Genomic DNA, 22,471 nt, shown 5'->3' on the forward strand with positions numbered 1-22,471 from the left:
TCTACAGCCAGCAAAACTGGTTGTCTGCCGCGTCTCGTTCGCGCGCAACTGCCGCCGCCGCTCGTGGCTCAATCCCGCTCCGGCGCGCCCAACGGAAATAGCGGCCGGTAGGGCCGCGCCTCGTCGACCGCGCGTGCGAACGAGGGCCGCGCGAGCAGCCGCTGCCGGTACGCGCGCACGTGCGCGAACGCGGGGTCGATCGGGTGCGTCCAGTCGGCGTAGAACAGGAACGGGGCGGCGCCGCAGTCGGCGAGGCTGAAGCTGTCGCCGGCGGCCCATTCGCGCTCGGCCATGTGACGGTCGAGCCATGCGTACGAAGTGTCGAGCAGCGCGCGCGCATCGGCGACGCCACGCCGGTCGCGCTCGGCTTCGGGACGCAGGCTATCGAACACGACCTTTTGCTGTGGAGTCGAAATGTAGTTGTCGAAGAAGCGGTCCATCGTGCGCACCTCGAGCGCGGCGCGCGGATCGGCGGGCAACAGCGTGACAGGCCCCGGATAATGCAGGCCCAGATATTCGATGATGATGCTCGCCTCGACCACCGTGCGCCCGCCGTCGACGAGCACCGGGAAGCGCCTGATCGGCCACAGCGCGGCCAATTCGGCCATGACCTTCGGGTCGTCATGCGCGAGCACGCGCATCTCGAACGGCGTACCGTTTTCGTACAGCGCGGTCAGGGCCTTCTGGCAGTAGGACGAGAACGGATGGGCATAGAGCAGCACGGGCATCGCGATTCACCTTTGACGGTTGCACAGCACAAGTACGCGGTGACGACGAGAGCCTCACCGCGCGACGGCCAGGCTGGCCGTTTACCCCACGACGAACGACGGCTGAAAAAATCGACCTCAGACCTTCGCGCTCGCCCCATGCGGCGGCAACGACCCCGGCTGCAACAGCACGACCACCGCACCGGCGCCGCCGTCATGCGGGCGCGCCTGACAGAACGCGATCACTTCGGATTTCTGCACGAGCCAGGCGCGCACCTTGCCCTTCAGCACCGGCTCCTTGCCGATCGACCCCAGACCCTTGCCGTGAATCACGCGCAGGCAGCGCAGGCCGCGTTTGGCCGATTCGCGGATGAATTCCGCGAGCGCTTCGCGTGCCTCTTCGCGCCGCATGCCGTGCAGGTCGATCTGCGCCTGCACGATCCAGTCGCCGCGCCGCAGCTTGCGCACTACGTCGCGGCTCAAGCCGGGGCGGCAATACGACAGCGTTTCGTCGGTTTCGAGCAGCACTTCGGGGTCGAATTCGTCGGAGATCGCTTCGTGCAGCACCGCGTCCTCGTCGAGCAGCGTCTGCACCGGCAGCGGCGGCGGGGGATTGCGCGTGAGCGTCGCGCGCGGCGCAATCGCGAGCGGCGCGACTTCGCCGATCTCGCGGCGGAACAGATCGGCGTCGGCGGCCGCTTCGCGCTGCGCCGCTCGCGTCGCCGCCTGTTCGCGCTCGCGCCGCTCGGCTTCGCCCTTCAACGCCTCACGCAACGCACCGAGTCCGGCGAGCCCCGATGCGCGATCGAGCTTCGGTGCGACGGCGGGCGCAGCCGTTGCGGGCGCGGGACGCGTGGCGGCTTGCGGGCGTTTCGGTTCGTTCGGATGGGGCTGATTCTTCGGCATGTCGGCAATACAGGCGGAAAGGTCGGTCGGTGGTGCTGCCAACGCGCTCGACGCACATTGACAAGACGGCAAAAACGACAAAGGCCGCCGGCATTTCAGCCGCGGCCTTCGTGAGCCAATGACAGCAGCGCTGCGCCACCGTCATTTTACTGTCGCGCCCGTGTGTCGGGACTTCGTCTCGACATACGGCAGCGCGGCGCGGATCAGCGGTCCGCTTCCGCGCTCATCGCGTGCTCGCCGGCCATCTCGTTGATGGTCTCGAGATAGCGCTGCGCGTCGAGCGCGGCCATACAGCCGGTGCCCGCGCTGGTGATCGCCTGGCGATAGATGTGGTCCTGCACGTCGCCCGCGGCGAACACGCCCGGCACGCTGGTCGCGGTCGCGAAACCGTTCAGGCCGCCCTTCGTGATGATGTAGCCGTTCTTCATCTCGAGCTGGCCTTCGAAGATGTCCGTGTTCGGCTTGTGGCCGATCGCGACGAACAGGCCCTGCAGCGCGATGTCGGTGGTCTCGCCACTCTGCGTCTGCTTGATGCGCAGGCCGGTCACGCCGGAGTTGTCGCCGGTTACTTCTTCGAGCACGTGGTTCCACTTGATCTCGACGACGCCTTCCTTCTCCTTCGCGAGCAGACGGTCGATCAGGATCGGCTCGGCGCGGAACTTGTCGCGGCGATGGATCACGGTGACCTTCTTCGCGATGCCGGCGAGGTACAGCGCCTCTTCGACGGCCGTATTGCCGCCGCCGATCACGGCGACGTGCTGCTGCTTGTAGAAGAAGCCGTCGCAGGTCGCGCACGCCGACACGCCCTTGCCCATGAACGCCTCTTCCGACGGCAGGCCGAGATACTGCGCCGATGCGCCCGTCGAGATGATCAGCGAATCGCACGTGTACTCGCCCGAATCGCCGATCAGGCGAATCGGCTTCTCATCGAGCTTCGCCGTGTGGATGTGGTCGAAGATGATCTCGGTATTGAAGCGCTCGGCGTGCTCGAGGAAGCGCGCCATCAGTTCCGGGCCTTGCACGCCGTTGGCGTCGGCGGGCCAGTTTTCGACGTCGGTCGTGGTCATCAGCTGGCCGCCTTGCGCGATGCCGGTGACGAGCACCGGCGCGAGGTTGGCGCGCGCCGCGTAAACCGCCGCCGTGTAGCCGGCGGGACCGGAACCGAGAATCAGAACCTTGGCGTGTTTCGTTGCAGTTGCGGGCATGATCGAATCCTTGTACGGCGCGCGGCTCGCCGCTGCGTAGCCGTGCGTTTTTGAGCTGAAACTGTAGATGGGTATCAGTCGGGCATTATAAAGGGCGGGGCGTGCCGCTGCGCCATCAAGCTTTCTGATCGCCGCGATAGCATGGCGGCGTGGGCGCTCGGGGCGAGCCCGCGGCGAGATACAGCGAATTCAGCGCGCCTCGCGCATGCGTCTGTGGTCAAACAGCCAGGTTACCGTCATTTACAGCCTCGCGCGGGACACAGCGTTTACAATAGCCCGGATCGAAGTTTCCGGTAGCCGGGATCGGGCCCGAAGCCGTGCGCGGCGAGGCTCGGGCCGCGTTCCCGGCGGCAGTTTCAGCCTGAACCGGCTACCCCAGGCAACAGGATCAATGGCAAAAGCTCCCTATACCGCGAGCGCGCAGGCATTGCCGCACCGCATGTCGCGCCTCTTCACCGAAATCCGCTGGATTCTGCAGGTGGCCGTCGGCGTGTTCCTGCTGATGTCGCTCGTCAGCTACAGCAGGCACGACCCGAGCTGGACCCATGCCGCGCAGGTCGACCATATCTCGAACTGGGCGGGCCGCGTCGGCGCGTGGACTTCCGACATCCTGCTGCTGCTGTTCGGCCTGTCCGCCTACTGGTGGATCGTGCTGCTCGGCCGCCACATCTCCGCGAACTACAAGCGCATCAGCCGCAACGAAGAGCCGCAGGACGACGACGCGCCGCGCGGCGTCAGCTGGCTCGCGGACGCGTTCGCGTTCATGCTCGTGCTGCTGTCGTGCAACGGCCTCGAGGCGCTGCGCATGTGGTCGCTGAAGGTGCAGTTGCCGCGCGCGCCTGGCGGCGTGATCGGCGAGGCTGTCGCGCGCGGCATCTCGCATGCGCTCGGCTTCACCGGTGGCACGCTCGCGCTGCTGCTCGGTCTCGGGATCGGGCTGTCGCTGTACTTCCGTTTTTCGTGGTTGTCGGTCGCGGAGAAGGTCGGCGAATCGATCATTTCCGCGGTGACGTTCGCGAAGCTGCGCCGCGAGGCCGGGCTCGATCGCAAGCTCGGCGAAGCGGCCGCCGTGAAGCGCGAAGGCAAGGTCGAGAAGGGCCGCGTGCGCATCGAGGAGCACGAGCCCGTAGTGATCGTGCCGCCGCTCGCCACGCCGGCGAAGTCGGAGCGTGTCGAGAAGGAACGCCAGGTGCCGCTCTTTACCGATCTGCCCGGCGACTCCACGCTGCCGCCCATCGCGCTGCTCGATCCCGCGCCAGCCGCGCAGGAAACCATTTCCGCGGACACGCTCGAATTCACGTCGCGCCTGATCGAGAAGAAGCTGAAGGACTTCGGTGTCGACGTGAGCGTGGTCGCCGCCTATCCGGGGCCCGTCGTCACGCGCTATGAAATCGAGCCGGCCACGGGCGTGAAGGGCAGTCAGATCGTTAATCTCGCGAAGGATCTCGCGCGCTCGCTGTCGCTCGTGTCGATTCGCGTCGTCGAAACGATTCCGGGCAAGAACTACATGGCGTTGGAACTGCCGAACCAGCGCCGTCAGACCGTGAGCCTGTCCGAAATTCTCGGCTCGGCCGTGTATGCGGATGCCGCGTCGCCGCTCACGATGGGTCTCGGCAAGGACATCGGCGGCAAGCCCGTGTGCGCGGATCTCGCGAAGATGCCGCATTTGCTCGTCGCCGGCACGACTGGGTCGGGCAAGTCCGTGGGTATCAACGCGATGATCCTGTCGCTGCTGTACAAGGCGAGCGCCGAGCAGGTGCGCATGATCCTGATCGATCCGAAGATGCTTGAAATGAGCGTCTACGAAGGCATTCCGCACCTGCTGTGTCCGGTCGTCACCGACATGCGCCAGGCGGGCCACGCGCTGAACTGGGCGGTCGCCGAAATGGAGCGCCGCTACAAGCTGATGAGCAAGGTCGGCGTGCGTAACCTCGCCGGCTACAACAACAAGATCGACGAAGCGGCCAAGCGCGAAGAGAAGCTGCCGAATCCGTTCAGCCTGACGCCGGACGATCCGGAACCGCTGACGCGTTTGCCGAACATCGTGATCGTCATCGACGAACTGGCCGACCTGATGATGGTCGTCGGCAAGAAGGTCGAAGACCTGATCGCGCGGATCGCGCAGAAGGCGCGCGCGGCCGGCATCCATCTGATTCTCGCTACGCAGCGTCCGTCGGTCGACGTGATCACCGGCCTGATCAAGGCCAACGTGCCGACCCGTATGGCGTTCCAGGTGTCGTCGAAGATCGACTCGCGCACGATTCTCGACCAGCAGGGCGCCGAGTCGCTGCTCGGCATGGGCGACATGCTCTATCTGCCGCCAGGCAGCGGTTTGCCGGTGCGCGTGCACGGCGCGTTCGTGTCGGACGATGAAGTGCATCGCGTCGTCGACAAGCTCAAGGAGCAGGGCGAGCCGAACTATATCGAGGGCATTCTCGAAGGCGGCGTGAGCGGCGAGGGCGACGAAGGCTCGGCGGGAACCGCGTCCACCGAAGGCGAGTCGGACCCGTTATACGATCAGGCGGTCGACGTCGTGCTGAAAAATCGCCGCGCGTCGATTTCACTCGTGCAGCGGCATCTGCGCATCGGCTACAACCGGGCGGCGCGTCTACTCGAACAGATGGAGAATTCGGGCGTGGTGTCGGCGATGTCGTCGAACGGCAATCGCGAGATCCTGGCGCCGGCGCGCGAGGCGGAATAGCCGCAACGAGCCATTGCGGCCATCGCGAGCGCCGCCGCGTGCACCGTCCAGTGCGCCATTGCGGCTCGACGCCGGGCCAGTCACCCTGTGTTCAGCGAGTGCATCGAGCCGGCGCAGCCCATCACCGAATTCATTCAAGGGAGAAAAACCTATGCAAGCAATCGCGCAGCAGGATGCCCGACAGCGTCGAGCGGGCCGCCTCGGTGAGCGCGTGTCCCGCGGCATGCGCAAGATCGCGCGCGCCGTGGGCAGTGTCGCGATCGGTGCGTCGCTGCTCGTCGCCTCGCACGCGTTCGCGAGCGGCACCGAGCAACTGAAGGCATTCATCGCGCAGGTCCATTCGGCGCGCGGCGCCTTCGTGCAGCAGGAAGTGCGCGCGCCGAGCAAGGCGCAGGGCGCGAGCGGCGCGCTGTCCACCGCGAACCCGGCCAGGCCGACCACGTCGAGCGGCACGTTCATGTTCGCGCGGCCCGGCAAGTTCATCTGGCAATACGAGAAGCCCTACTCGCAATTGCTGCAGGCGGACGGCGACAAGCTCTACGTCTACGACAAGGATCTGAACCAGGTGACGGTGCGCCCGCTCGGCAACGCGCTCGGCGCAAGCCCGGCGGCGATCCTGTTCGGCAGCAACGATCTGGACAAGAACTTCTCGCTGCGCGACGCGGGCGTGAAGGCCGGCATCGACTGGCTCGAACTGACGCCGAAGGCGAAGGACACGCAGTTCGAGCGCGTCGGCGTCGGTTTCAAGGACGGCAATCTCGAAGCGATGGAATTGCACGACGTGTTCGGTAACGTGACGCTGCTCACGTTCTCGAACATCCAGAAAAATCCGCAACTGCCGCCCGATGCATTCAAGTTCACGGTGCCGAAGGGCGCGGATGTGATCAACGGATAAACCGCGCGGTAGGCGCCGACACTAGCGCCTTTGCAAACGCCCGCGAAGCCGCGCTTGTCGAGCGCGGCTTTTTATTGTGCGCGATGCGTGGATCGTTTACGGATGCGCCCCCGGCGCTGCGACGAACATTAAATCGTCGTACCGGCAGACGTAATGATTTAGTGCGAGACTGGAAAGACCGGCATTGCTCATGGGCTGGAGTTGGCGCGTCCGATCATTTTCCAGTATCGGGTGCGCAATCTCTAACAATTTTTTTGCTGCAACGCAACAAAATAACGCCTAAACTGATCGAATCTGGTTGTCGCTTCAGATGTCTGGAAAGGTGAGGCATGTCATGAGATTGTCTTCTTCACACGATTCACGCTTGTCCCCGTCCCTCCATGTGTTCCAGCAGGAGGGCGGGTGGCATTGGGGAATAACCGTTCCGCGCTCGGCCGGAAGTGGTTTCAAGGTCGTTGCATATAGTGAAAAAACCTTCATGGATGAGGCCGAAGCCCATCGGGAAGGCAATCGCGCGCTTGAGCGTTTCGCCGATACGCCGGCGGTTCGGCTTGAACGGCAGTAGGGCAGTCAGATTATTTAACGTGTCCGGCAGCCCGTTATTTGGGTTTTCAAGCGGAGAACGCAACAATTACCATCGGTAATATTTCAATATGCAACCAATTGCATATTTTTTTGACTTCCGAAAAATCGTAGCGATAATGTCTCGTTTCGAGATATCGCTTTTATTTTGACTTTCGCGGAATATGAAACCACCCACGCGCTAAGTGTGGAACTGGACGGCGTAAACTATGCCGGAACTTATCGCGTAATGACGGGCACCGTCGTCGTCCATTTCGCGAACGAGAGCAAATTCGCCTCGTATGCGCCGAATCGGCCGGAGACCGTCGCCCGTTGGCTGCTCACGGATCTGTGTCGCAAGGCCGAATCGCGTCGGCGCAAAGCGGCGAAAAAATAGCCCGCCGCGCGCACTGTGATTGGCCGTTCGACGGTCACAAAAAAAGACCTGCATGTGGATTGCAGGTCTTTTTTATTTTGTGACAGCTACGTCTAATGCAACGCGCTGAGGGTGACGCGCTCACGCATACGCGGTCTTGCGCGCCGATACGAACGCGTAATAGCACACCGCGCCGATCGCAAGCGACGGCAGCGTCGCGCCGACATTCGGTAGCCATTGATTGATCACCTGGTACGAGGCGATGCCGATCGCCCAAGCGACGAACGCGCTCAGGTGCCAGCCGCCCGAGAAGCCGTAGCGGCCGCGCACATCGGCGAGCACCGCGGCGTCGACGCGACGCTTGCGCACGATGAAGTGATCCATCAGCACGACGCCGAACAGCGGCGCGAATACCGAGCCGATCAGCAGCAGGAAGTTCTGGTACTTCGCCATCGGCACGAGCAGCGCGATCAGCGTGCACAGCGCACCGAACGCGGCCGACAGCAACGGTACGCTCGCGCGCGTCCAGAACGTGCCGGTCGACACCGCGGCCGAGTGGATGTCGGCGAACGCATTGTCGATTTCGTCGATCAGAATCAGCAGCAGCGCAAACCCGCCGCCCGCTTGCGCGAGCGCGCCGGTCAGCAATGCATCGCCGCCGCCGGCAGCGAGCCCGTAGACCGCGCCGAGCGCATAGAACCAGATGTTCGCGATGCCATAGCCGTACAGCGTGCCGCGGAACGTCTCGCCGGCGCGGCGGCCGAAGCGCGTGTAGTCGGCGATCAGCGGCAGCCATGACAGCGGCATCGCGACCACGAGGTCGACCGCGCCGCCGAACGACATCTCGCCGGTGCCGGGACGACGCATCAGGTCCGCGAGATTATGGCGCGCGAGCAGGTTCCACGTGAGCCACGCGGCGCCCGCGAGCAGCAGCCAGATCCCCCACTTGCGCAGAAAGCGCCGCACGAACGACAGCGGGCCGCTGATCGCGAGCAGCGTCGCGAGCACGCCGAAGATCACGGTCCACACGAGCGGCATCGACAGGCCGAACGCCTGTTTCGCGAGCGCATCGGCAGAATCGCGCATCACGATCACCTCGAACGAGCCCCAGCCGACCAGTTGCACCATGTTCAGCACGGCCGGCACCGACGCGCCGCGCACGCCGAGCGTCGGACGCAGCGACGACATCGCCGCGAGCCCGGTGTCGGTGCCGATCACGCCCACGAGCGCGAGCAGCACGACGCCGATCACGCTGCCGAGCACGATCGCGACGAGCGCGTGCGGCAGCGACAGCCCCGGCACCAGCAGCGCGCCCGCCTGGGCGACGAGCAGGCCGATGCCGAGCGAGAACCATAGCGCGAACGCGTCGCCGGTGCGAAACGCCCGGCGCGCGTCGGGCACCGGCGTGAGCGGCGCGTAGGTGGAGCCGGCGTCGCCGGCGACGGAATCTTGAGCCATTTGATGTTCGTTCCTGTTGGTGGTGCTGTGATTCTTTGCGTTGCCGGCGCCCCGGGTCGGCCATCGCCTGGCCGCCGTCACTGTCATAATGCAGGACGTTGCCCGCGTTCGTGCCTGTGTTTCCGGCCGGACGCGGGCTTTGCGCCTGTCCCGCGAGGCGCTGCTCCGAAGCGGTGCGTGCCCCGGAAAGCCGAGATTATCCCCAAAACGTCATGTTTGAAGAAACCCGTGCCAATGTTCCGCTCGCCGAACGCCTGCGGCCACGCAATATCGACGAAGTGATCGGCCAGTCGCATCTGCTCGGTCCGAACAAGCCGCTCAGGGTCGCGTTCGAATCGGGCGAGGCCCATTCGATGATCCTGTGGGGCCCGCCGGGCGTCGGCAAGACCACGCTCGCGCGGCTGATGGCCGATGCGTTTCACGCGCAGTTCATCGCGTTGTCGGCGGTGCTGTCGGGCGTGAAGGATATCCGCGAGGCGGTCGAAACCGCGCAGATCCATCGCGCGAACGGCCATCAGACGCTGGTGTTCGTCGACGAAGTGCATCGCTTCAACAAGAGCCAGCAAGACGCGTTCTTGCCGCACGTCGAGTCGGGCCTGTTCGTGTTCGTCGGCGCGACGACCGAGAATCCGTCGTTCGAGGTCAATAGCGCGTTGCTGTCGCGCGCCGCCGTCTACGTGCTGAAGAGCCTGACCGACGACGAACAGCGCGAGCTGCTCGAGCGCGCGCAAAAGGAACTCGGCGGCCTTACGTTCACCGACGAAGCGCGCGACGCGCTGATCGGATCCGCCGACGGCGACGGCCGCAAGCTGCTGAATAACCTCGAGATCGTCGCGCGCGCGGCCGCCCGGCAGAAGACCACCGAAATCGACGGCGCGTTATTGGGCAGCGCGCTCGCGGAGAATCTGCGCCGCTTCGACAAGGGCGGCGACGCCTTCTACGACCAGATCAGCGCGCTGCATAAATCCGTGCGCGGCAGCAACCCGGACGGCGCGCTGTACTGGTTCTGCCGCATGCTCGACGGCGGCGCGGACCCGCGCTATCTCGCGCGTCGTATCGTGCGCATGGCGTGGGAAGACATCGGCCTCGCGGACCCGCGCGCCGCGCGCATCACGCTCGACGCCGCCGAAACCTACGAGCGTCTCGGTTCGCCCGAAGGTGAGCTCGCGCTTGCGCAGGCGATCATCTATCTGGCGGTCGCGCCGAAATCGAATGCCGGGTACAACGCGTACAACGAGGCGCGGCGCTTCGTCGGCAAGGACCAGTCGCGCGCGGTGCCGGTGCATCTGCGCAACGCGCCGACGAAGCTGATGAAGGAACTCGGCTACGGCCACGACTACCGCTACGCGCACGACGAACCCGATGCGTACGCGGCCGGCCAAACCTATCTGCCCGACGGCATGCGCGAGCCGCATTGGTACGAGCCGACACCGCGTGGTCTCGAAGGCAAGATCGGCGAGAAGCTCGCGCGCCTTGGCGAGCTCGATGCGCGGTGGCGCGCCGAGAACAAGCCGAAGAAGGCTTGAGGCGTTTCACCTTTGCCGGTGCGTTAAAATCGCGTTTTCATACAACGAACATCCGTCCCATCCCATGCTCGACATCCAGCTGCTGCGCAAAGACCTCGACGGCGTCGCAAAGCGCCTCGCCGACCGCGGCTATACCCTCGACGTCGCGGCCTTCACCGCGCTGGAAGCGGAACGCCGCGATACCCAGACCCGTACCGAAGAACTGCAGGCGCGCCGCAACAGCCTGTCCAAGCAGATCGGCGCGATGAAAGGACGCGGCGAAGACACGTCGGCGGTGATGGCCGAAGTCGGCGGCATCGGCGACGAGATGAAGGCGTCGGCGGTCAAGCTCGAAGACATCCAGAAGCGTCTGTCCGATCTGCTGCTCGACGTGCCGAATCTCGCGCACGAAAGCGTGCCGGTTGGCAACGACGAAGCCGGCAACGTCGAAGTGCGCCGCTGGGGCACGCCGCGCCAGTTCGACTTCGAGGTCAAGGATCACGTTGACGTCGGCACGCCGCTCGGCCTCGACTTCGAGACCGGCGCGAAGCTGTCGGGCGCGCGCTTCACGATGCTGCGCGGCCAGATTGCGCGGCTGCATCGCGCGCTCGCGCAGTTCATGATCGACACGCACACGCAGCAGCACGGCTATACCGAGATCTACACGCCGTACATCGTCAATCCCGACATCCTGTACGGCACGGGCCAGCTGCCGAAGTTCGCGGACGATATGTTCCGCGTCGAAAAGGGCGGCGGTGAACACACGGTCACGCAGTACCTGATCTCGACCTCGGAGATTTCGCTGACGAACACGGTGCGTGAAAGCATCGTCGAAGCGGACGCGCTGCCGATCAGGCTGACCGCGCACTCGCCGTGCTTCCGCTCGGAAGCGGGCTCGTATGGCCGCGACACGCGTGGCATGATCCGCCAGCATCAGTTCGACAAAGTCGAGATGGTGCAGGTCGTAGCGCCAGGCGCATCGTACGACGCGCTCGAGCAGATGGTCGGCCATGCGGAGGCGATTCTGCAAAAGCTCGAACTGCCGTATCGCGTGATCACGCTGTGCACCGGCGACATGGGCTTTTCCGCAGCGAAGACCTACGACCTGGAAGTGTGGCTGCCCGCGCAGAACACCTATCGTGAGATTTCGAGTTGCTCGAATACCGAGTCGTTCCAGGCGCGACGCATGCAGGCACGCTTTCGCAACGCGCAGGGCAAGCCGGAGCTCGTGCATACGCTCAACGGCTCGGGTCTCGCGGTGGGCCGCACGCTCGTCGCGGTGCTCGAGAACTTCCAGAACGCCGATGGCTCGGTGACGGTGCCCACGGCACTGCGGCCTTACCTCGGCGGCGTCGAGCGGCTGCAAGTGCCGGCGGCCTGAGCATCGCCGATGGCGCGCGCAGGCGCGGTGTCGTCGCGTGTCTGACGATGGATGCCGCGAATGGCATCGAGGTCCCGCGGAAATTTTTTAGAAATTTTTTCGACGAGGGGGCTTGGAAAACTAATTCGAGCTGTTCTATAATCTTTTTCTCCCAAGCAACGGCCCGCTTGGATCCGACGATGCAGTAGCGAGTTGGGATACCCGGAAAGGTGGCAGAGTGGTCGAATGTACCTGACTCGAAATCAGGCGTACGGTTTCCCCGTACCGTGGGTTCGAATCCCACCCTTTCCGCCAAATTCTGGAACCCCTTGATTTCACCGAGATCAAGGGGTTTTTTGCTTTGAGTTCTCGAATGGCTTTGCCAAGGCAATTCGAAATTATTCAAGCATCATTTCTATTTTGGCGGAATCCTTTGTTTCAATTTTTTACATAAGTCATTCGTTGCTCGTGGTCTTTTTCATCTCATTTCCATACACATATCTTAAGTCATCCGTGTTGCACTGTCCCCTAATTAATATACCGAACATATTCGGGCGTGGCTATTGCACGCTATAAGGGGTCGAAGTCAGAAAATTTGCGGGCGACCCGCCCCCCGATCGACTTCTGAAAGTGCGAATCTTCGCCGACCCCACAGATCTCCGCAAGATCTGCCCTTTTTTACAAATAAATACGATTTTTGGTTGGGCTCGGTCATTCGTTCAGGGTACGATTTACGCCGTCAGAAGCTTTTACAGGAAGAATTTTCCTGAAAATGAAAGCTTCGGCAATTAATCAGTAAAACGTTTGCACCGCAAACGTTTGCGAATCAACGCGCACCCAGCCCTGTCAATCTGAACCACCGCGAGGAGCACCGTCGCGCGCCTCGGTTCAATCGCACAACAAGACGTGCGTTCAAAGCACTTCGGGACAATAGTCTTTAAGGCCTGCAAATTCATTTGCATCGAATCCTTATTCATTGTCCGTCGAATCACAGCGAATCCACCTTTTGGTCTTTTTATCGGGAATTTTCCCGACATTTGGAATTACTCCGCGATGATAAAACGACGTCAATTCATTGGGGGCTTGACGGCCCTGAGCGCAAGTTATCTTTTGGCCGCGTGTGGTGGTGGCAGTGGGTCATCGAACGCGACTGGCAAGGCAGCCGCTGCGACCGGTGCTTCCGGTGCCGCGGCAGCTTCGGGTGCGTCAGCTGCCTCGAGCACTACGGGCAATACGTCGCCGGTCGCGAAGTCGAGTGTCTCGAACTTGTCGCCCGATGGCACCTCACTGCCTTCCGCGCCATACATCATCGACCAGTTCGGCGCGACGTGGACGCTCTCCAACGGCGTCATCTACCGCATGGGCGCGACGGTCGGCGATACGTACAACGTGTCGCTCGTGCTGTTCTACGGCGGCAAGATCTGGCATTGCGGGACGGGTGGCGAGTTCTACGTCAATGCGGACGTCCCCAACCTCTGGCTGCATTGCAACGATCCGCGCATCGCGATCACGCCGCAGGCCGGCATGTTCTATGGCATGAACGGCCACTTCGACTACACGTACACGCCCCAGCAGATCGTCTCGATCCTGAAGGGCATGGGCTGCACGAGCTATCGCGTCGGCGTCACCAACAATGCGACCCAGCTGAACGCGGCGATCGGGCTCGCACAGGCTTTCCAGGCGGCGGGCATGACGTTGGTCGTGCTGATCGACCAGGGCGTCTACGACTCCAACGGCAACCTGCTGGCTGGCGAGAATGCAGCTTACAGCCAGGGTTACGCGGTAGCGCAGTCGGTCGCGAACGCACTGAAACCGTATGGCGTGACCATTTATGAATGCGGCAACGAGTTGACGCGCACGAACGCCACCGTGCTCGACTTCAACGCTGCGGGCACGAAGGCAGCGGACTTCAACAACGCGAACTGGCCGGTGATGCGCGGCGTGATGCGCGGGATGATCGACGGCGTGAAAGCGGTTCAGTCGAACGCGAAGTGCGGCATCAATTTCTGCGTGAACGATGTCGGCGCGGCGGACGCGCTGTGGGACGGTAATCAGCCAGATGGCAGCGGCGGTCACCCGACCGTGCGCTGGGACATCACCACGTGGCACAACTACGAGGTGTATGGCGATGTGTTCTCCCTCGGTGCGGACGGCGCCCAACCTGGTTTCGATCTGCCGATCTATTGCAAGGCCCGGTATGGCGTGCCGTTCATCATCACCGAGTGGAACACCGGACCGGAGCAAAATGAGTCCTATCGTGGAAACTACATCACGACGAAGCTCGGCGAGTTCTATCAGAACCGCAAGACGCACAATATCCAGGCCGTCATGTATTACGTGCTCGACAGCGGCGACCAGAGCTTCGGCATCGTGATGAACGGCTCGCCGTTGAATCCGTCGTACACTGCGTTCCAAAGCTTCACGGCGGCCCATCCCGACAACTAAGCCGCGGATATCGACGTAAGCAGGCCTGCGCGTCTGTGGTCGATGCTGCCCGGTGTCAAGGGCAGCACGTCGCCGGGCCTGACTGCGGCGCCCAACCCTTGCCTTCAGCGTATCGAGGCCGGGGGACGGGCGTCTCATCCCACCCGAAACCCTTCCATCATCTCCCTCAACGCCCGCGCCTGTTCCGCGAGCGACGCGGCGGCCGCCGCGCTTTCCTCGACGAGCGCCGCATGCTGCTGCGTGACCTCGGCCATCTGCGTGATCGCGATGCCCACCTGCTGAATCCCATCGCTCTGCTCACGCGACGCCTGCGCAATGTCACCGACGATGCTGGTCACGCGCGCGATCGCCGCTTCGATCTGCCGCATCGTGCCGCCCGCGTCTTCGACGAGTCCCGCGCCGCGTTCGACGCTTGACGCCGAATCGGCGATCAGCGCGCCAATCTCGCGCGCGGCTGCGGCCGCGCGTTGCGCGAGGCTGCGCACCTCGCCGGCGACGACCGCGAAGCCGCGACCCTCGTCGCCGGCACGCGCGGCTTCGACCGCTGTGTTGAGCGCGAGGATGTTGGTTTGAAATGCGATGATGCTCTCGATCGCGCTGATGATGCCCGTCATCTGCGCCGAGCCCGTGTGGATCGCGCGCATCGTTTCGATCATGCTGCCGACCGCGTCGCGGCCATGCGCGGCGAGGCTCGACGCGTCGCGCGCGAGTTCGCTCGCCTGTTCGGCATTGCTCGCATTGAGCTGCACGGTCGCGGTCAGCTGCTCCATCGCGGAGGCCGTCTCGCCGAGCGCGACGACCGACGCATAGTGCACCGCTGCGTCGGAGAAGGCATTCATTCGCGCGTTCCGGCGCTGGTCGGCAATGGCGCCGAAGCAGTACGCCCGCAATCAGCGTGATCCGTACGATATGGCGAAGGGCGGAACGCAGCGGGCGGCATGACGGGACGCCCGAATTTTAGTTCGGCAAACTGAACGATCACGATGTCCCGCTCGATGATCGTTCGAGTCCCTTTGCCGCCAGTCCATCTGAACGAGCAGGCCCGCAAGCTGGCCGAGCAGAAGCCCGTCATTATGATTCGGGCGCGCGCCACGGCATAGCTCCAATAGCGCCACCGCCCCCTCCCGCGCACCGCTTCAGCCGATTTGCGCGGGGTCCATCCGCGATCCTCTGTACAATTGCCCGAAATCGCCCAATCGAGTGGCGGTTGCGGGCCGCCGGGCTTTCGGGCGCGGCGGGTCATCCCGCGCTTGACCCGCGACTCACATCGACTGAATTCATGGCCATTACCTACAAGACTCCCGACGATATCGCGAAGCTGCGCATTGCGGGCCGCCTCGCGGCCGATGTGCTGGCAATGATCGGCGAGCACGTCAAGGCAGGCGTCTCCACCGACGACCTCGACGCGCTGTGCAACGACTACATCGTCCACACGCAGAAAGCGATTCCGGCCAATGTCGGCTATCTGGGCTTTCCGAAGACCGTCTGCACGTCGGTCAATCATGTCGTGTGTCACGGCATCCCGAATCGCAACGAGATCCTGAAGGACGGCGACATCATCAACATAGACGTCGCGATCATCAAGGACGGCTATTTCGGCGACACGAGCCGCATGTACTGCGTCGGCCAGTCGAGCACGGTCGCGCGTGCGCTAATCGACACGACCTACGAGGCGATGGTGGCCGGCATCCGCGAGGTGAAGCCGGGCGCGACGCTCGGCGACGTCGGCCACGCGATCCAGAAGGTCGCGCAGCGCGAGGGCTTCTCGATCGTGCGCGACTACTGCGGGCACGGCATCGGCAAGGTCTATCATGAGGACCCGCAGGTGCTGCACTATGGGCAGCCGGGGCAGGGGGTGCGCCTGAAGCCGGGCATGGTCTTCACGATCGAGCCGATGATCAACGCGGGCCGCGCCGGCACGTCGGTACAGCGCGACGGCTGGACCGTGATCACGAAGGACCGCTCGCTGTCGGCGCAGTGGGAGCACATGGTCGCCGTGACCGACGACGGCTATGAACTGCTGACGCCGTGGCCGGACGGCACGGGCGACTACGACGCGCCGTGAGCGGGACCGCATATTCTGGTCAATAATAAATTTGACTCGCCGGCCGGTTCGGTTAAAGCTACGCGTTAGGGTTTCCAGGGGTTTCGTCTGCATGAGTCCGTCATTGACCGTTCGCCGCATCACTGCTGATCAGGGCGCCGTTTTTCGCGAACTCCGCACGGCCTCGCTGCGGGAGGCGCCGTACGCCTTCGGCGCGACGCTCGAGGACGCGTTGTCGGCCGATGCCGCCAGTTTCGACGCGACCGCGGCGAATCACGCGGTTTCGCAGTCCGTCGGTGCATTCCTGCTCTATACCGAGGGTCATCCGGCTGGGCTGATCGAGGCGCATTTCGACGACACCGCGGCGCGTCGCGCGTTCGTCTGCGAGTTGTGGGTGGCGCCGGCCGTGCGCCATCTGCGCGGCGGCGAGCTGCTCGTCGATACCGCGAGCAGCTGGCTCGCGAATGCGGGCGCCACGGAAATCTACGCGTGGGTCGCCGACGCGAACCGCAACGCGATGCGCTTTTATGAAGCGCTCGGCTTTGGCCCGACCGGCGAGCACCGGCGCATCGAGCGCGCACCCGAGCAGGTCGAAAGTCTGCTGGTGCGGCACGTGCCGACTACTTCGCAGGTGTTACAGCAGTGATCGCCCAAGCGGCGCGTCGCGCGCGCCGCTCGTCTTCGCCGTCCCTTCATCACGGTCTTTTTTCCGCCAGCGTTTCTTTCGCACCGTCGCGCGTCGATCGCATCGACGACACGCGTTGCGCTCGCGCGCGCGAGCACCGATTCTCCCGGGAAAAATAGTGGCCGCGCGCTTGTACGCCTGTAAAATACGCAAAATTTTTCGCCGAACGCTATGTCGCCCAAGAAATCGCCCTTTTTCGAACTGCGCAGCGGCTCTGTCGACACGCTGATGTTCGTGGTCAAAACGACCGACCTCGATGCGATGCGTGCCGAGCTGACGCGACGCTTCGAGGCGACCCCTGAATTCTTCGCTAACGACGTCGTCGCGATCGACGTGCGGCGTCTCGCCGGCAACGAACGCGTGCCGCTCGCCGACATCGCGCAACTGCTCGACAGCGTGCGCATGCGTCCGGTCGGCGTGGTCGCGAATGCGGAGCAACAGTGGGCGACGGAGTCGGGATTGCCGTTGCTCGAAGCGCGCGATCGCCGCGGCGCGCCGGCGAAGCAGGCCGATGAGGACAGCACGGCGAGCGCGGCAAACGCGGCGGCAGGCACCGAGGCAAGCGCGGGCACGAGCGCGTCCGCCAGCTCTGCATCCGCAACCGCCAGCGCGGCCACGGGCACGGCCGCTGCCGCCGCCGTCGAGCCCACGCCCGCCGCCGAGCCGGTGCGTCTTGCCACGTCGCCGCAAACGATGGTGGTCGACAAGCCGTTGCGCTCGGGTCAGCGTATTTACGCAAAAGGCGATCTGGTCGTGCTCGGTCTGGTCAGCTACGGCGCCGAGGTGATCGCGGAAGGCAACATCCACATTTACGCGCCGCTGCGCGGCCGGGCATTGGCCGGCGTGCAGGGCAATCACGACGCGCGCATCTTCTGCACGTGTCTCGAACCGGAACTGATTTCGATCGCGGGCATCTATCGAACGACCGAGAACCCGCTGCCGGCCGACGTGCTCGGCAAGCCGGTGCAGATCTGGCTCGAAGAAGAAAAACTGATGATCGAACCGCTGCGGCTCACGTAAAGCGCCGCGAAACGCGCGCCGCCCCGAGCGATTGCGGCACGCGGCGTTTCACGGCGAGGCGGGCCGCGCACCAATTGACGCATTTGACGAACACAAGGTAAGGGTAATGGCAAAAATCATTGTGGTGACTTCGGGCAAGGGTGGCGTGGGCAAGACGACCACGAGCGCGAGCTTTGCGTCGGCCCTCGCGTTGCGCGGCAGCAAGACCGCCGTGATCGACTTCGACGTCGGCCTGCGCAACCTCGATCTCATCATGGGCTGCGAGCGCCGCGTCGTGTACGACCTGATCAACGTGATCCAGGGCGAAGCGAATCTGAACCAGGCGCTGATCAAAGACAAGAAATGCGAGAACCTGTTCATCCTGCCGGCCTCGCAGACGCGCGATAAAGACGCGCTGACGATGGAAGGCGTCGAGAAGGTCATCAACGATCTGATCAAGATGGACTTCGAATACATCGTCTGCGATTCGCCGGCCGGTATCGAGTCGGGCGCGCTGCTTGCGATGCACTTCGCCGACGAAGCGCTGATCGTGACGAACCCGGAAGTGTCGTCGGTGCGCGACTCCGATCGCATTCTCGGCATCCTGTCGTCGAAGACCAAGCGCGCGATCGAAAGCAAGGAGCCGATCAAGGAGCACCTGCTGATCACCCGCTACAACCCGAAGCGCGTCAGCGAAGGCGAAATGCTGTCGCTCACCGACATCCAGGAAATTCTGCGCATCGATCTGATCGGCGTGATTCCGGAATCGGAAGCGGTGCTGCACGCGTCGAACCAGGGTCTGCCGGCCGTGCATCTGGACGGCACTGATGTGGCCGAAGCCTATAAGGACGTCGTGTCGCGTTTCCTCGGCGAGCAGAAATCGCTTCGCTTTGTCGATTACCAGAAGCCCGGGCTGCTGCAGCGCCTCTTCGGCACCAAGTAAGGGGAGCGCACGTCATGTCGATTCTTTCGTTTTTGCTGGGCGAGAAAAAGAAGTCCGCGTCGGTAGCGAAGGAACGCCTGCAGTTGATCATCGCGCACGAGCGCGCCGGCGGCCATGCGCCCGCCGATTATCTGCCTGCGTTGCAACGCGAACTGGTGGCCGTGATCTCGAAGTACGTGAAGATTTCCGACGACGACATACGCGTGAGTCTCGAGCGTCAGGACGATCTCGAAGTGCTCGAAGTCAAGATCGAAATACCCCAGGCCTGAGCTTCGGATGGACCGCGGTCCGTCTCGCATCATGTGCAGGACGTCGCATGGCGTCGCGTCGTCCTCGCGCATCTACTGACGCGGCGAGTCGGCGGTATCCGTCGTGATGTCGTCTGCGGCATCGTCGGCGCTCGGCTCGCCGTTTTCGCTTTCCGCTTCCGGCACCTCGACCTCGGGCACTTCCGGCACTGGCGCAGGCGTGGGCTGCGGCAGCGGCGCCACGTAGCGCTCGGCGAGCGACTCATAGAGCGGCGGCGCGAACAGGCGGGACACTCGGCTCGCGATCAACGCGGTGGCCATCAGCGAAATCACGAGCGCGTGGCCGTCGATCATCTCCATCACGATCACGAACGAAGTGATCGGCGACTGCGTGACCGCGGCCAGATAGCCGACCATCGCGAGCGCGATCAGCATCGGCAATTGCATCGAATCGAACACCATGTGCAGCAGATTGCCGAAGCCCGCGCCGATCGACAGCGACGGCGCGAAGATGCCGCCCGGAATGCCCGGCAGGTATGAGCCGACCATCGCGATCATCTTCAGGAACGGATAGAACACCGACAACTGCTCGTGTCCCTCGAGCAGGCCGCGCGCTTCCGTATAGCCGCTGCCGAACGTCGTGCCGCCCGAGATCACGCCGACCACCGCGATCGCGAAGCCGCACAGCGCGGCGAACACAACCGGCCGCTCGCCGTGCAACTGACGCAGCGGCTCCGGAATCCAGCGCGCGGTATTGAGCAGCAGCCAGCAGAAGATACCGCCTGCGATTCCCGTGACGATCGCGGTGAGCACCACCGCGACGGCGAGCAGATCAGGGAAATGCGCGCCGATCTGGATCGTGCCGAAATACGTGTAGTTGCCGTTCAGGCCCAGTGCCACGACACCCGCAATGATGATCGCCGTGATCAGCACGCCACTCGTGCGCGCCTCGAAGCTGCGCGTCAATTCCTCGATTGCGAATACGACGCCCGCGAGCGGTGTATTGAACGCCGCCGACAAACCCGCTGCCGCGCCCGCCAACGCGAGCTGCCGTTCGATCTGCGCATTCGAGCGCGGATAGAACCGGCGCAGATTGAACATCAGCGCGGCGCCGACCTGCACGGTCGGTCCTTCACGGCCGATCGTAAAGCCGCCGAGAATCGCGAGAAACGACACGCCGATTTTGCCGAGCAGAATTCGCAGCGACAGCAGCCGCGTGCCGTATCCGCGCTGTTTCGTGTGCAGCGTTGCGATCACCTGCGGGATGCCGCTGCCCTCGGAGCCGCGAAAGAACTTGCGCGTGAGCCAGACCGCGAGTGCGGCAACCGCGGGCGTGATCACGAGCGGCGCCCACACATACCGCTGCCGGACATCGAGAAACGCGTCATAGCCCCAGTCGATCAGACGCGCGTACAGCACCGCGACCAGGCCGACGGCGATTGCACCGAGCCAGAAGATGCCGTATTGCCGCCACAGGCGTTTTGCGCGACGCATGACAGCGGGCGAACGGGAAGGGAAGGGCCGGGACATGAATTAGATTCGTGCAAAGGGCCAAGTATAAAGCGTGCGGGACCGGCCAGAATACGTGAAAGATGTTTGAAATAATGAAGTGAAGTGAATCATCAGGCGGATATTTTTTTGCTGTAACGTGCCGTATTGAGAATCGGACCGTGCGCAACGGCCGTTTGGCGGGATCGGTAAAAACGTCAGCTAGAATAGTTTCAACTTCGAATAACGAACAGACCCTCAATGAAGCGAATACTTATCGTCAAGGTCACGTCACTAGGCGATATCGTGCAGGCGTTGCCAGTCGTCGCCGACATCAAACGCGCATTTCCTGGCGTTCAGGTGGATTGGGCGGCGGACGAAGCATTCGCGCAAGTCGTGCATTGGAGCCAGGGCGTCGATCGCGTGCTGTGCGCGCCGCTGCGCCGCTTCAAGAAGGCGCGTCGCTGGAGTGATCTGAAGGCGATCTGGGCATCCATCGCCGAGCTGCGCGCGCATCGCTACGACTACATCATCGACATTCACGGCGTCTACAAGAGCGCGATCATCGCCTTCCTCGCGCGCTCGTCGCGGCGCATCGGCTATCAATCCGTGGATCTGGGCGAGCGTGGCGCCGCGTTCGCCTACACCGGGCGTTTCGGCCCACGTCCGCAAGGCAGCGCGTGGCACGGCATGCGCATCAGCGCCAGCGAGGCGCTCGGCTACGAAGTGGAAGGGCCGCCCATCTACGATCTGCAGCTACCCGAAACCGTCCCGCAGCCGTTCGCGACGCAAGACGCGCCTGTCGCGGCGCTCTTTCACGCCACCTCGAAAGCCGACAAGAAATGGCCGCTCACGCACTGGGCGGCGCTTGGACGCGAGTTGAGCGAGCGCGGTTTTCGTGTGGTGCTGCCGTGGGGTTCGGACGGTGAGCTTGCCGAAGCCGGGCAGATCGCCGCGCAGGTGCCCGGCGCGACCGTGCTGCCGCCATTGAGTGTGACCGAAGTTGCGCAGATGATCGGCGCGTGCGCGCTCGTGGTTGGTACCGATACGGGTTTCGTGCACCTCGCGCATGCGCTGCAGAAGCGCACCGTGATGATCTTCGTCGCGACGTCGCCATCGCATTGCGGCGTCGAGGCGCCGTATCGCTCGACCTCGATCGGCGACGGCCACTCGGTGCCGCCCATCAGCGCGGCGCTCGAAGCGATCGACTACGTGTACGCGGCAGAGCCGGTGCTCGCGATGCAGCAAGGATCAGCCGCCGCCTGAGTTCGTCCGCGCGCTCGCGCAATCGTTTGCGCAAAAGAAAAGAGGCGCGACGTGTAGTCCACCCTTGCTGGCGGGGACAGCATCGTCGCGCCTCAAAGAACGCCCGTGTCGGGGAACAGCGGGCGGAGAGGAATCGATTACACGTCTGTTAAAACTGTCGCTTTTCGTTGGACGCCGAAGCGTCCGATGCGCGGACGCCAGGGCGGCAAGCTGATACGCCGCGGTGCGTCGAGGCTCGCACGGCGCGCGTCGAACCGCTCGATTGCGGCGACGCTGGCGCGGCCAGCAAGGTTTCTATCGCGACAGTGCGCTCAACCGGAGTATAGGCGGTGTTTCCCGCCATGGTGGCGCGATCTGGCGGCAGCGGGGCGGTCGATCGAACGCGCCGATCCAGTGCGCCGGTCCTGTAACAGCTCGGTGATGTTCCCTTACAAATGGCAACGTTCGCTGCGGCGCGCATCGTGTCCAATCGGGTCATTCGGGGTTTGCGCTCGAATCAATCTGACTCGATGGAGAACAACATGAAACGCTTGATCCTGACTCTCGTGGCCGGCACGCTGCTCGCATCGGCACTCGGCGGCTGCGTTATCGCGCCGGCGCCGGGCTATTACTACGGCGGCGGTGGCTACTACCATCACGGCTACTACTACCGCTAAGCCGCGCGCCGTGCTCAGGCCCG

Annotated in this window: 18 protein-coding genes, 1 tRNA gene and 1 pseudogene; 13 read left to right on the forward strand and 7 right to left on the reverse strand. The window is 63.7% G+C overall.

Going from position 1 to position 22,471, the window contains the following annotated elements; all coding sequences use genetic code 11:
- Positions 1-68: 68 nt before the first annotated feature.
- The 3 genes from HDG37_RS07035 to trxB all read right to left on the reverse strand — a co-directional run bounded on the left by HDG37_RS07035 (position 69) and on the right by trxB (position 2,818).
- The gene (locus HDG37_RS07035; RefSeq protein WP_184021154.1) at positions 69-728 is read right to left on the reverse strand and encodes a glutathione S-transferase family protein; all 660 of its coding nucleotides are present in this window, start codon (positions 726-728) and stop codon (positions 69-71) included.
- Between the two features lie 117 nt (positions 729-845).
- Entirely contained in the window at positions 846-1,613 is a 768-nt protein-coding gene (locus HDG37_RS07040) for a Smr/MutS family protein (protein WP_184045612.1), read from the reverse strand.
- 203 nt (positions 1,614-1,816) lie between these two features.
- The gene (gene trxB, locus HDG37_RS07045; RefSeq protein ID WP_184045614.1) at positions 1,817-2,818 is read right to left on the reverse strand and encodes a thioredoxin-disulfide reductase; all 1,002 of its coding nucleotides are present in this window, start codon (positions 2,816-2,818) and stop codon (positions 1,817-1,819) included.
- Positions 2,819-3,209: 391 nt separating this feature from the next.
- On the opposite strand from trxB, the gene HDG37_RS07050 reads away from it, so the two are divergent.
- Together HDG37_RS07050 and lolA are read left to right on the forward strand one after the other, a co-directional pair.
- The gene (locus tag HDG37_RS07050) at positions 3,210-5,519 is read left to right on the forward strand and encodes a DNA translocase FtsK (protein ID WP_184045616.1); all 2,310 of its coding nucleotides are present in this window, start codon (positions 3,210-3,212) and stop codon (positions 5,517-5,519) included.
- Between the two features lie 151 nt (positions 5,520-5,670).
- On the forward strand, positions 5,671-6,414 hold the full coding sequence (lolA, locus tag HDG37_RS07055) for an outer membrane lipoprotein chaperone LolA (protein WP_184045618.1): 744 nt from the start codon (positions 5,671-5,673) through the stop codon (positions 6,412-6,414).
- A gap of 358 nt (positions 6,415-6,772) precedes the next feature.
- Here lolA and HDG37_RS40255 read toward each other — a convergent pair whose 3' ends face one another.
- Both HDG37_RS40255 and cytX read right to left on the reverse strand, forming a co-directional pair.
- Positions 6,773-7,045 (reverse strand): hypothetical protein, encoded by a 273-nt coding sequence (locus tag HDG37_RS40255; RefSeq protein WP_184045620.1) that lies wholly within the window; start codon positions 7,043-7,045, stop codon positions 6,773-6,775.
- A gap of 447 nt (positions 7,046-7,492) precedes the next feature.
- Positions 7,493-8,809, reverse strand: a complete 1,317-nt coding sequence (gene cytX / locus HDG37_RS07065; protein ID WP_184045622.1) for a putative hydroxymethylpyrimidine transporter CytX — start codon at positions 8,807-8,809, stop codon at positions 7,493-7,495.
- Positions 8,810-9,021: 212 nt separating this feature from the next.
- Between cytX and HDG37_RS07070 the strand changes: the two genes are divergently transcribed.
- The 4 genes from HDG37_RS07070 (at position 9,022) to HDG37_RS07085 (ending at position 14,119) form a co-directional block, all read left to right on the forward strand.
- Positions 9,022-10,335: a replication-associated recombination protein A gene (locus HDG37_RS07070; protein ID WP_184045624.1), complete on the forward strand. Its 1,314-nt coding sequence runs from the start codon at positions 9,022-9,024 to the stop codon at positions 10,333-10,335.
- Between the two features lie 64 nt (positions 10,336-10,399).
- On the forward strand, positions 10,400-11,695 hold the full coding sequence (serS, locus tag HDG37_RS07075) for a serine--tRNA ligase (RefSeq protein WP_090803484.1): 1,296 nt from the start codon (positions 10,400-10,402) through the stop codon (positions 11,693-11,695).
- A gap of 203 nt (positions 11,696-11,898) precedes the next feature.
- Positions 11,899-11,989 (forward strand) — tRNA-Ser (locus HDG37_RS07080).
- A 738-nt stretch (positions 11,990-12,727) separates the two neighbouring features.
- Entirely contained in the window at positions 12,728-14,119 is a 1,392-nt protein-coding gene (locus HDG37_RS07085; protein ID WP_184045626.1) for a hypothetical protein, read from the forward strand.
- Positions 14,120-14,253: 134 nt separating this feature from the next.
- Here HDG37_RS07085 and HDG37_RS07090 read toward each other — a convergent pair.
- Positions 14,254-14,913, reverse strand: a pseudogene (locus HDG37_RS07090) (methyl-accepting chemotaxis protein); the annotation flags it as partial.
- Positions 14,914-15,398: 485 nt separating this feature from the next.
- Here HDG37_RS07090 and map point away from each other — a divergent pair.
- The 5 genes from map (at position 15,399) to minE (ending at position 19,059) form a co-directional block, all read left to right on the forward strand.
- Positions 15,399-16,184, forward strand: a complete 786-nt coding sequence (map, locus tag HDG37_RS07095; protein ID WP_184045630.1) for a type I methionyl aminopeptidase — start codon at positions 15,399-15,401, stop codon at positions 16,182-16,184.
- A gap of 91 nt (positions 16,185-16,275) precedes the next feature.
- A complete protein-coding gene (locus HDG37_RS07100) occupies positions 16,276-16,809 on the forward strand; it encodes a GNAT family N-acetyltransferase (RefSeq protein WP_184045632.1) in 534 nt (177 codons plus the stop codon).
- Positions 16,810-17,019: 210 nt separating this feature from the next.
- Entirely contained in the window at positions 17,020-17,868 is an 849-nt protein-coding gene (minC, locus tag HDG37_RS07105) for a septum site-determining protein MinC (protein WP_184045634.1), read from the forward strand.
- Positions 17,869-17,974: 106 nt separating this feature from the next.
- Positions 17,975-18,790: a septum site-determining protein MinD gene (minD, locus tag HDG37_RS07110; protein WP_184045636.1), complete on the forward strand. Its 816-nt coding sequence runs from the start codon at positions 17,975-17,977 to the stop codon at positions 18,788-18,790.
- Positions 18,791-18,804: 14 nt separating this feature from the next.
- Positions 18,805-19,059, forward strand: coding sequence for a cell division topological specificity factor MinE (gene minE / locus HDG37_RS07115; RefSeq protein WP_008922443.1), 255 nt, complete (start codon positions 18,805-18,807; stop codon positions 19,057-19,059).
- Positions 19,060-19,131: 72 nt separating this feature from the next.
- Here the strand turns inward: minE and HDG37_RS07120 are convergent, their stop codons facing one another.
- Positions 19,132-20,568, reverse strand: coding sequence for a chloride channel protein (locus tag HDG37_RS07120; RefSeq protein WP_260332787.1), 1,437 nt, complete (start codon positions 20,566-20,568; stop codon positions 19,132-19,134).
- Between the two features lie 219 nt (positions 20,569-20,787).
- On the opposite strand from HDG37_RS07120, the gene waaC reads away from it, so the two are divergent.
- A complete protein-coding gene (gene waaC / locus HDG37_RS07125; RefSeq protein WP_184045638.1) occupies positions 20,788-21,792 on the forward strand; it encodes a lipopolysaccharide heptosyltransferase I in 1,005 nt (334 codons plus the stop codon).
- A 521-nt stretch (positions 21,793-22,313) separates the two neighbouring features.
- Positions 22,314-22,448, forward strand: coding sequence for a hypothetical protein (locus HDG37_RS39100; protein WP_260321106.1), 135 nt, complete (start codon positions 22,314-22,316; stop codon positions 22,446-22,448).
- Positions 22,449-22,471: the final 23 nt, after the last annotated feature.

Source organism: Paraburkholderia sp. MM5384-R2 (genome assembly GCF_014201025.1).
In the GTDB taxonomy this organism is placed as follows: domain Bacteria; phylum Pseudomonadota; class Gammaproteobacteria; order Burkholderiales; family Burkholderiaceae; genus Paraburkholderia; species Paraburkholderia tuberum.

What these genes read in the sequence shown, in the direction of transcription:
- HDG37_RS07035 (WP_184021154.1), bottom strand. Translation starts at nt 728, where the DNA reads ATGCCCGTGCTGCTCTATGCCCATCCGTTCTCGTCCTACTGCCAGAAG.
- HDG37_RS07040 (WP_184045612.1), bottom strand. Translation starts at nt 1,613, where the DNA reads ATGCCGAAGAATCAGCCCCATCCGAACGAACCGAAACGCCCGCAAGCC.
- trxB (WP_184045614.1), bottom strand. Translation starts at nt 2,818, where the DNA reads ATGCCCGCAACTGCAACGAAACACGCCAAGGTTCTGATTCTCGGTTCC.
- HDG37_RS07050 (WP_184045616.1), top strand. Translation starts at nt 3,210, where the DNA reads ATGGCAAAAGCTCCCTATACCGCGAGCGCGCAGGCATTGCCGCACCGC.
- lolA (WP_184045618.1), top strand. Translation starts at nt 5,671, where the DNA reads ATGCAAGCAATCGCGCAGCAGGATGCCCGACAGCGTCGAGCGGGCCGC.
- cytX (WP_184045622.1), bottom strand. Translation starts at nt 8,809, where the DNA reads ATGGCTCAAGATTCCGTCGCCGGCGACGCCGGCTCCACCTACGCGCCG.
- HDG37_RS07070 (WP_184045624.1), top strand. Translation starts at nt 9,022, where the DNA reads ATGTTTGAAGAAACCCGTGCCAATGTTCCGCTCGCCGAACGCCTGCGG.
- serS (WP_090803484.1), top strand. Translation starts at nt 10,400, where the DNA reads ATGCTCGACATCCAGCTGCTGCGCAAAGACCTCGACGGCGTCGCAAAG.
- HDG37_RS07085 (WP_184045626.1), top strand. Translation starts at nt 12,728, where the DNA reads ATGATAAAACGACGTCAATTCATTGGGGGCTTGACGGCCCTGAGCGCA.
- map (WP_184045630.1), top strand. Translation starts at nt 15,399, where the DNA reads ATGGCCATTACCTACAAGACTCCCGACGATATCGCGAAGCTGCGCATT.
- HDG37_RS07100 (WP_184045632.1), top strand. Translation starts at nt 16,276, where the DNA reads ATGAGTCCGTCATTGACCGTTCGCCGCATCACTGCTGATCAGGGCGCC.
- minC (WP_184045634.1), top strand. Translation starts at nt 17,020, where the DNA reads ATGTCGCCCAAGAAATCGCCCTTTTTCGAACTGCGCAGCGGCTCTGTC.
- minD (WP_184045636.1), top strand. Translation starts at nt 17,975, where the DNA reads ATGGCAAAAATCATTGTGGTGACTTCGGGCAAGGGTGGCGTGGGCAAG.
- minE (WP_008922443.1), top strand. Translation starts at nt 18,805, where the DNA reads ATGTCGATTCTTTCGTTTTTGCTGGGCGAGAAAAAGAAGTCCGCGTCG.
- HDG37_RS07120 (WP_260332787.1), bottom strand. Translation starts at nt 20,568, where the DNA reads ATGTCCCGGCCCTTCCCTTCCCGTTCGCCCGCTGTCATGCGTCGCGCA.
- waaC (WP_184045638.1), top strand. Translation starts at nt 20,788, where the DNA reads ATGAAGCGAATACTTATCGTCAAGGTCACGTCACTAGGCGATATCGTG.
- HDG37_RS39100 (WP_260321106.1), top strand. Translation starts at nt 22,314, where the DNA reads ATGAAACGCTTGATCCTGACTCTCGTGGCCGGCACGCTGCTCGCATCG.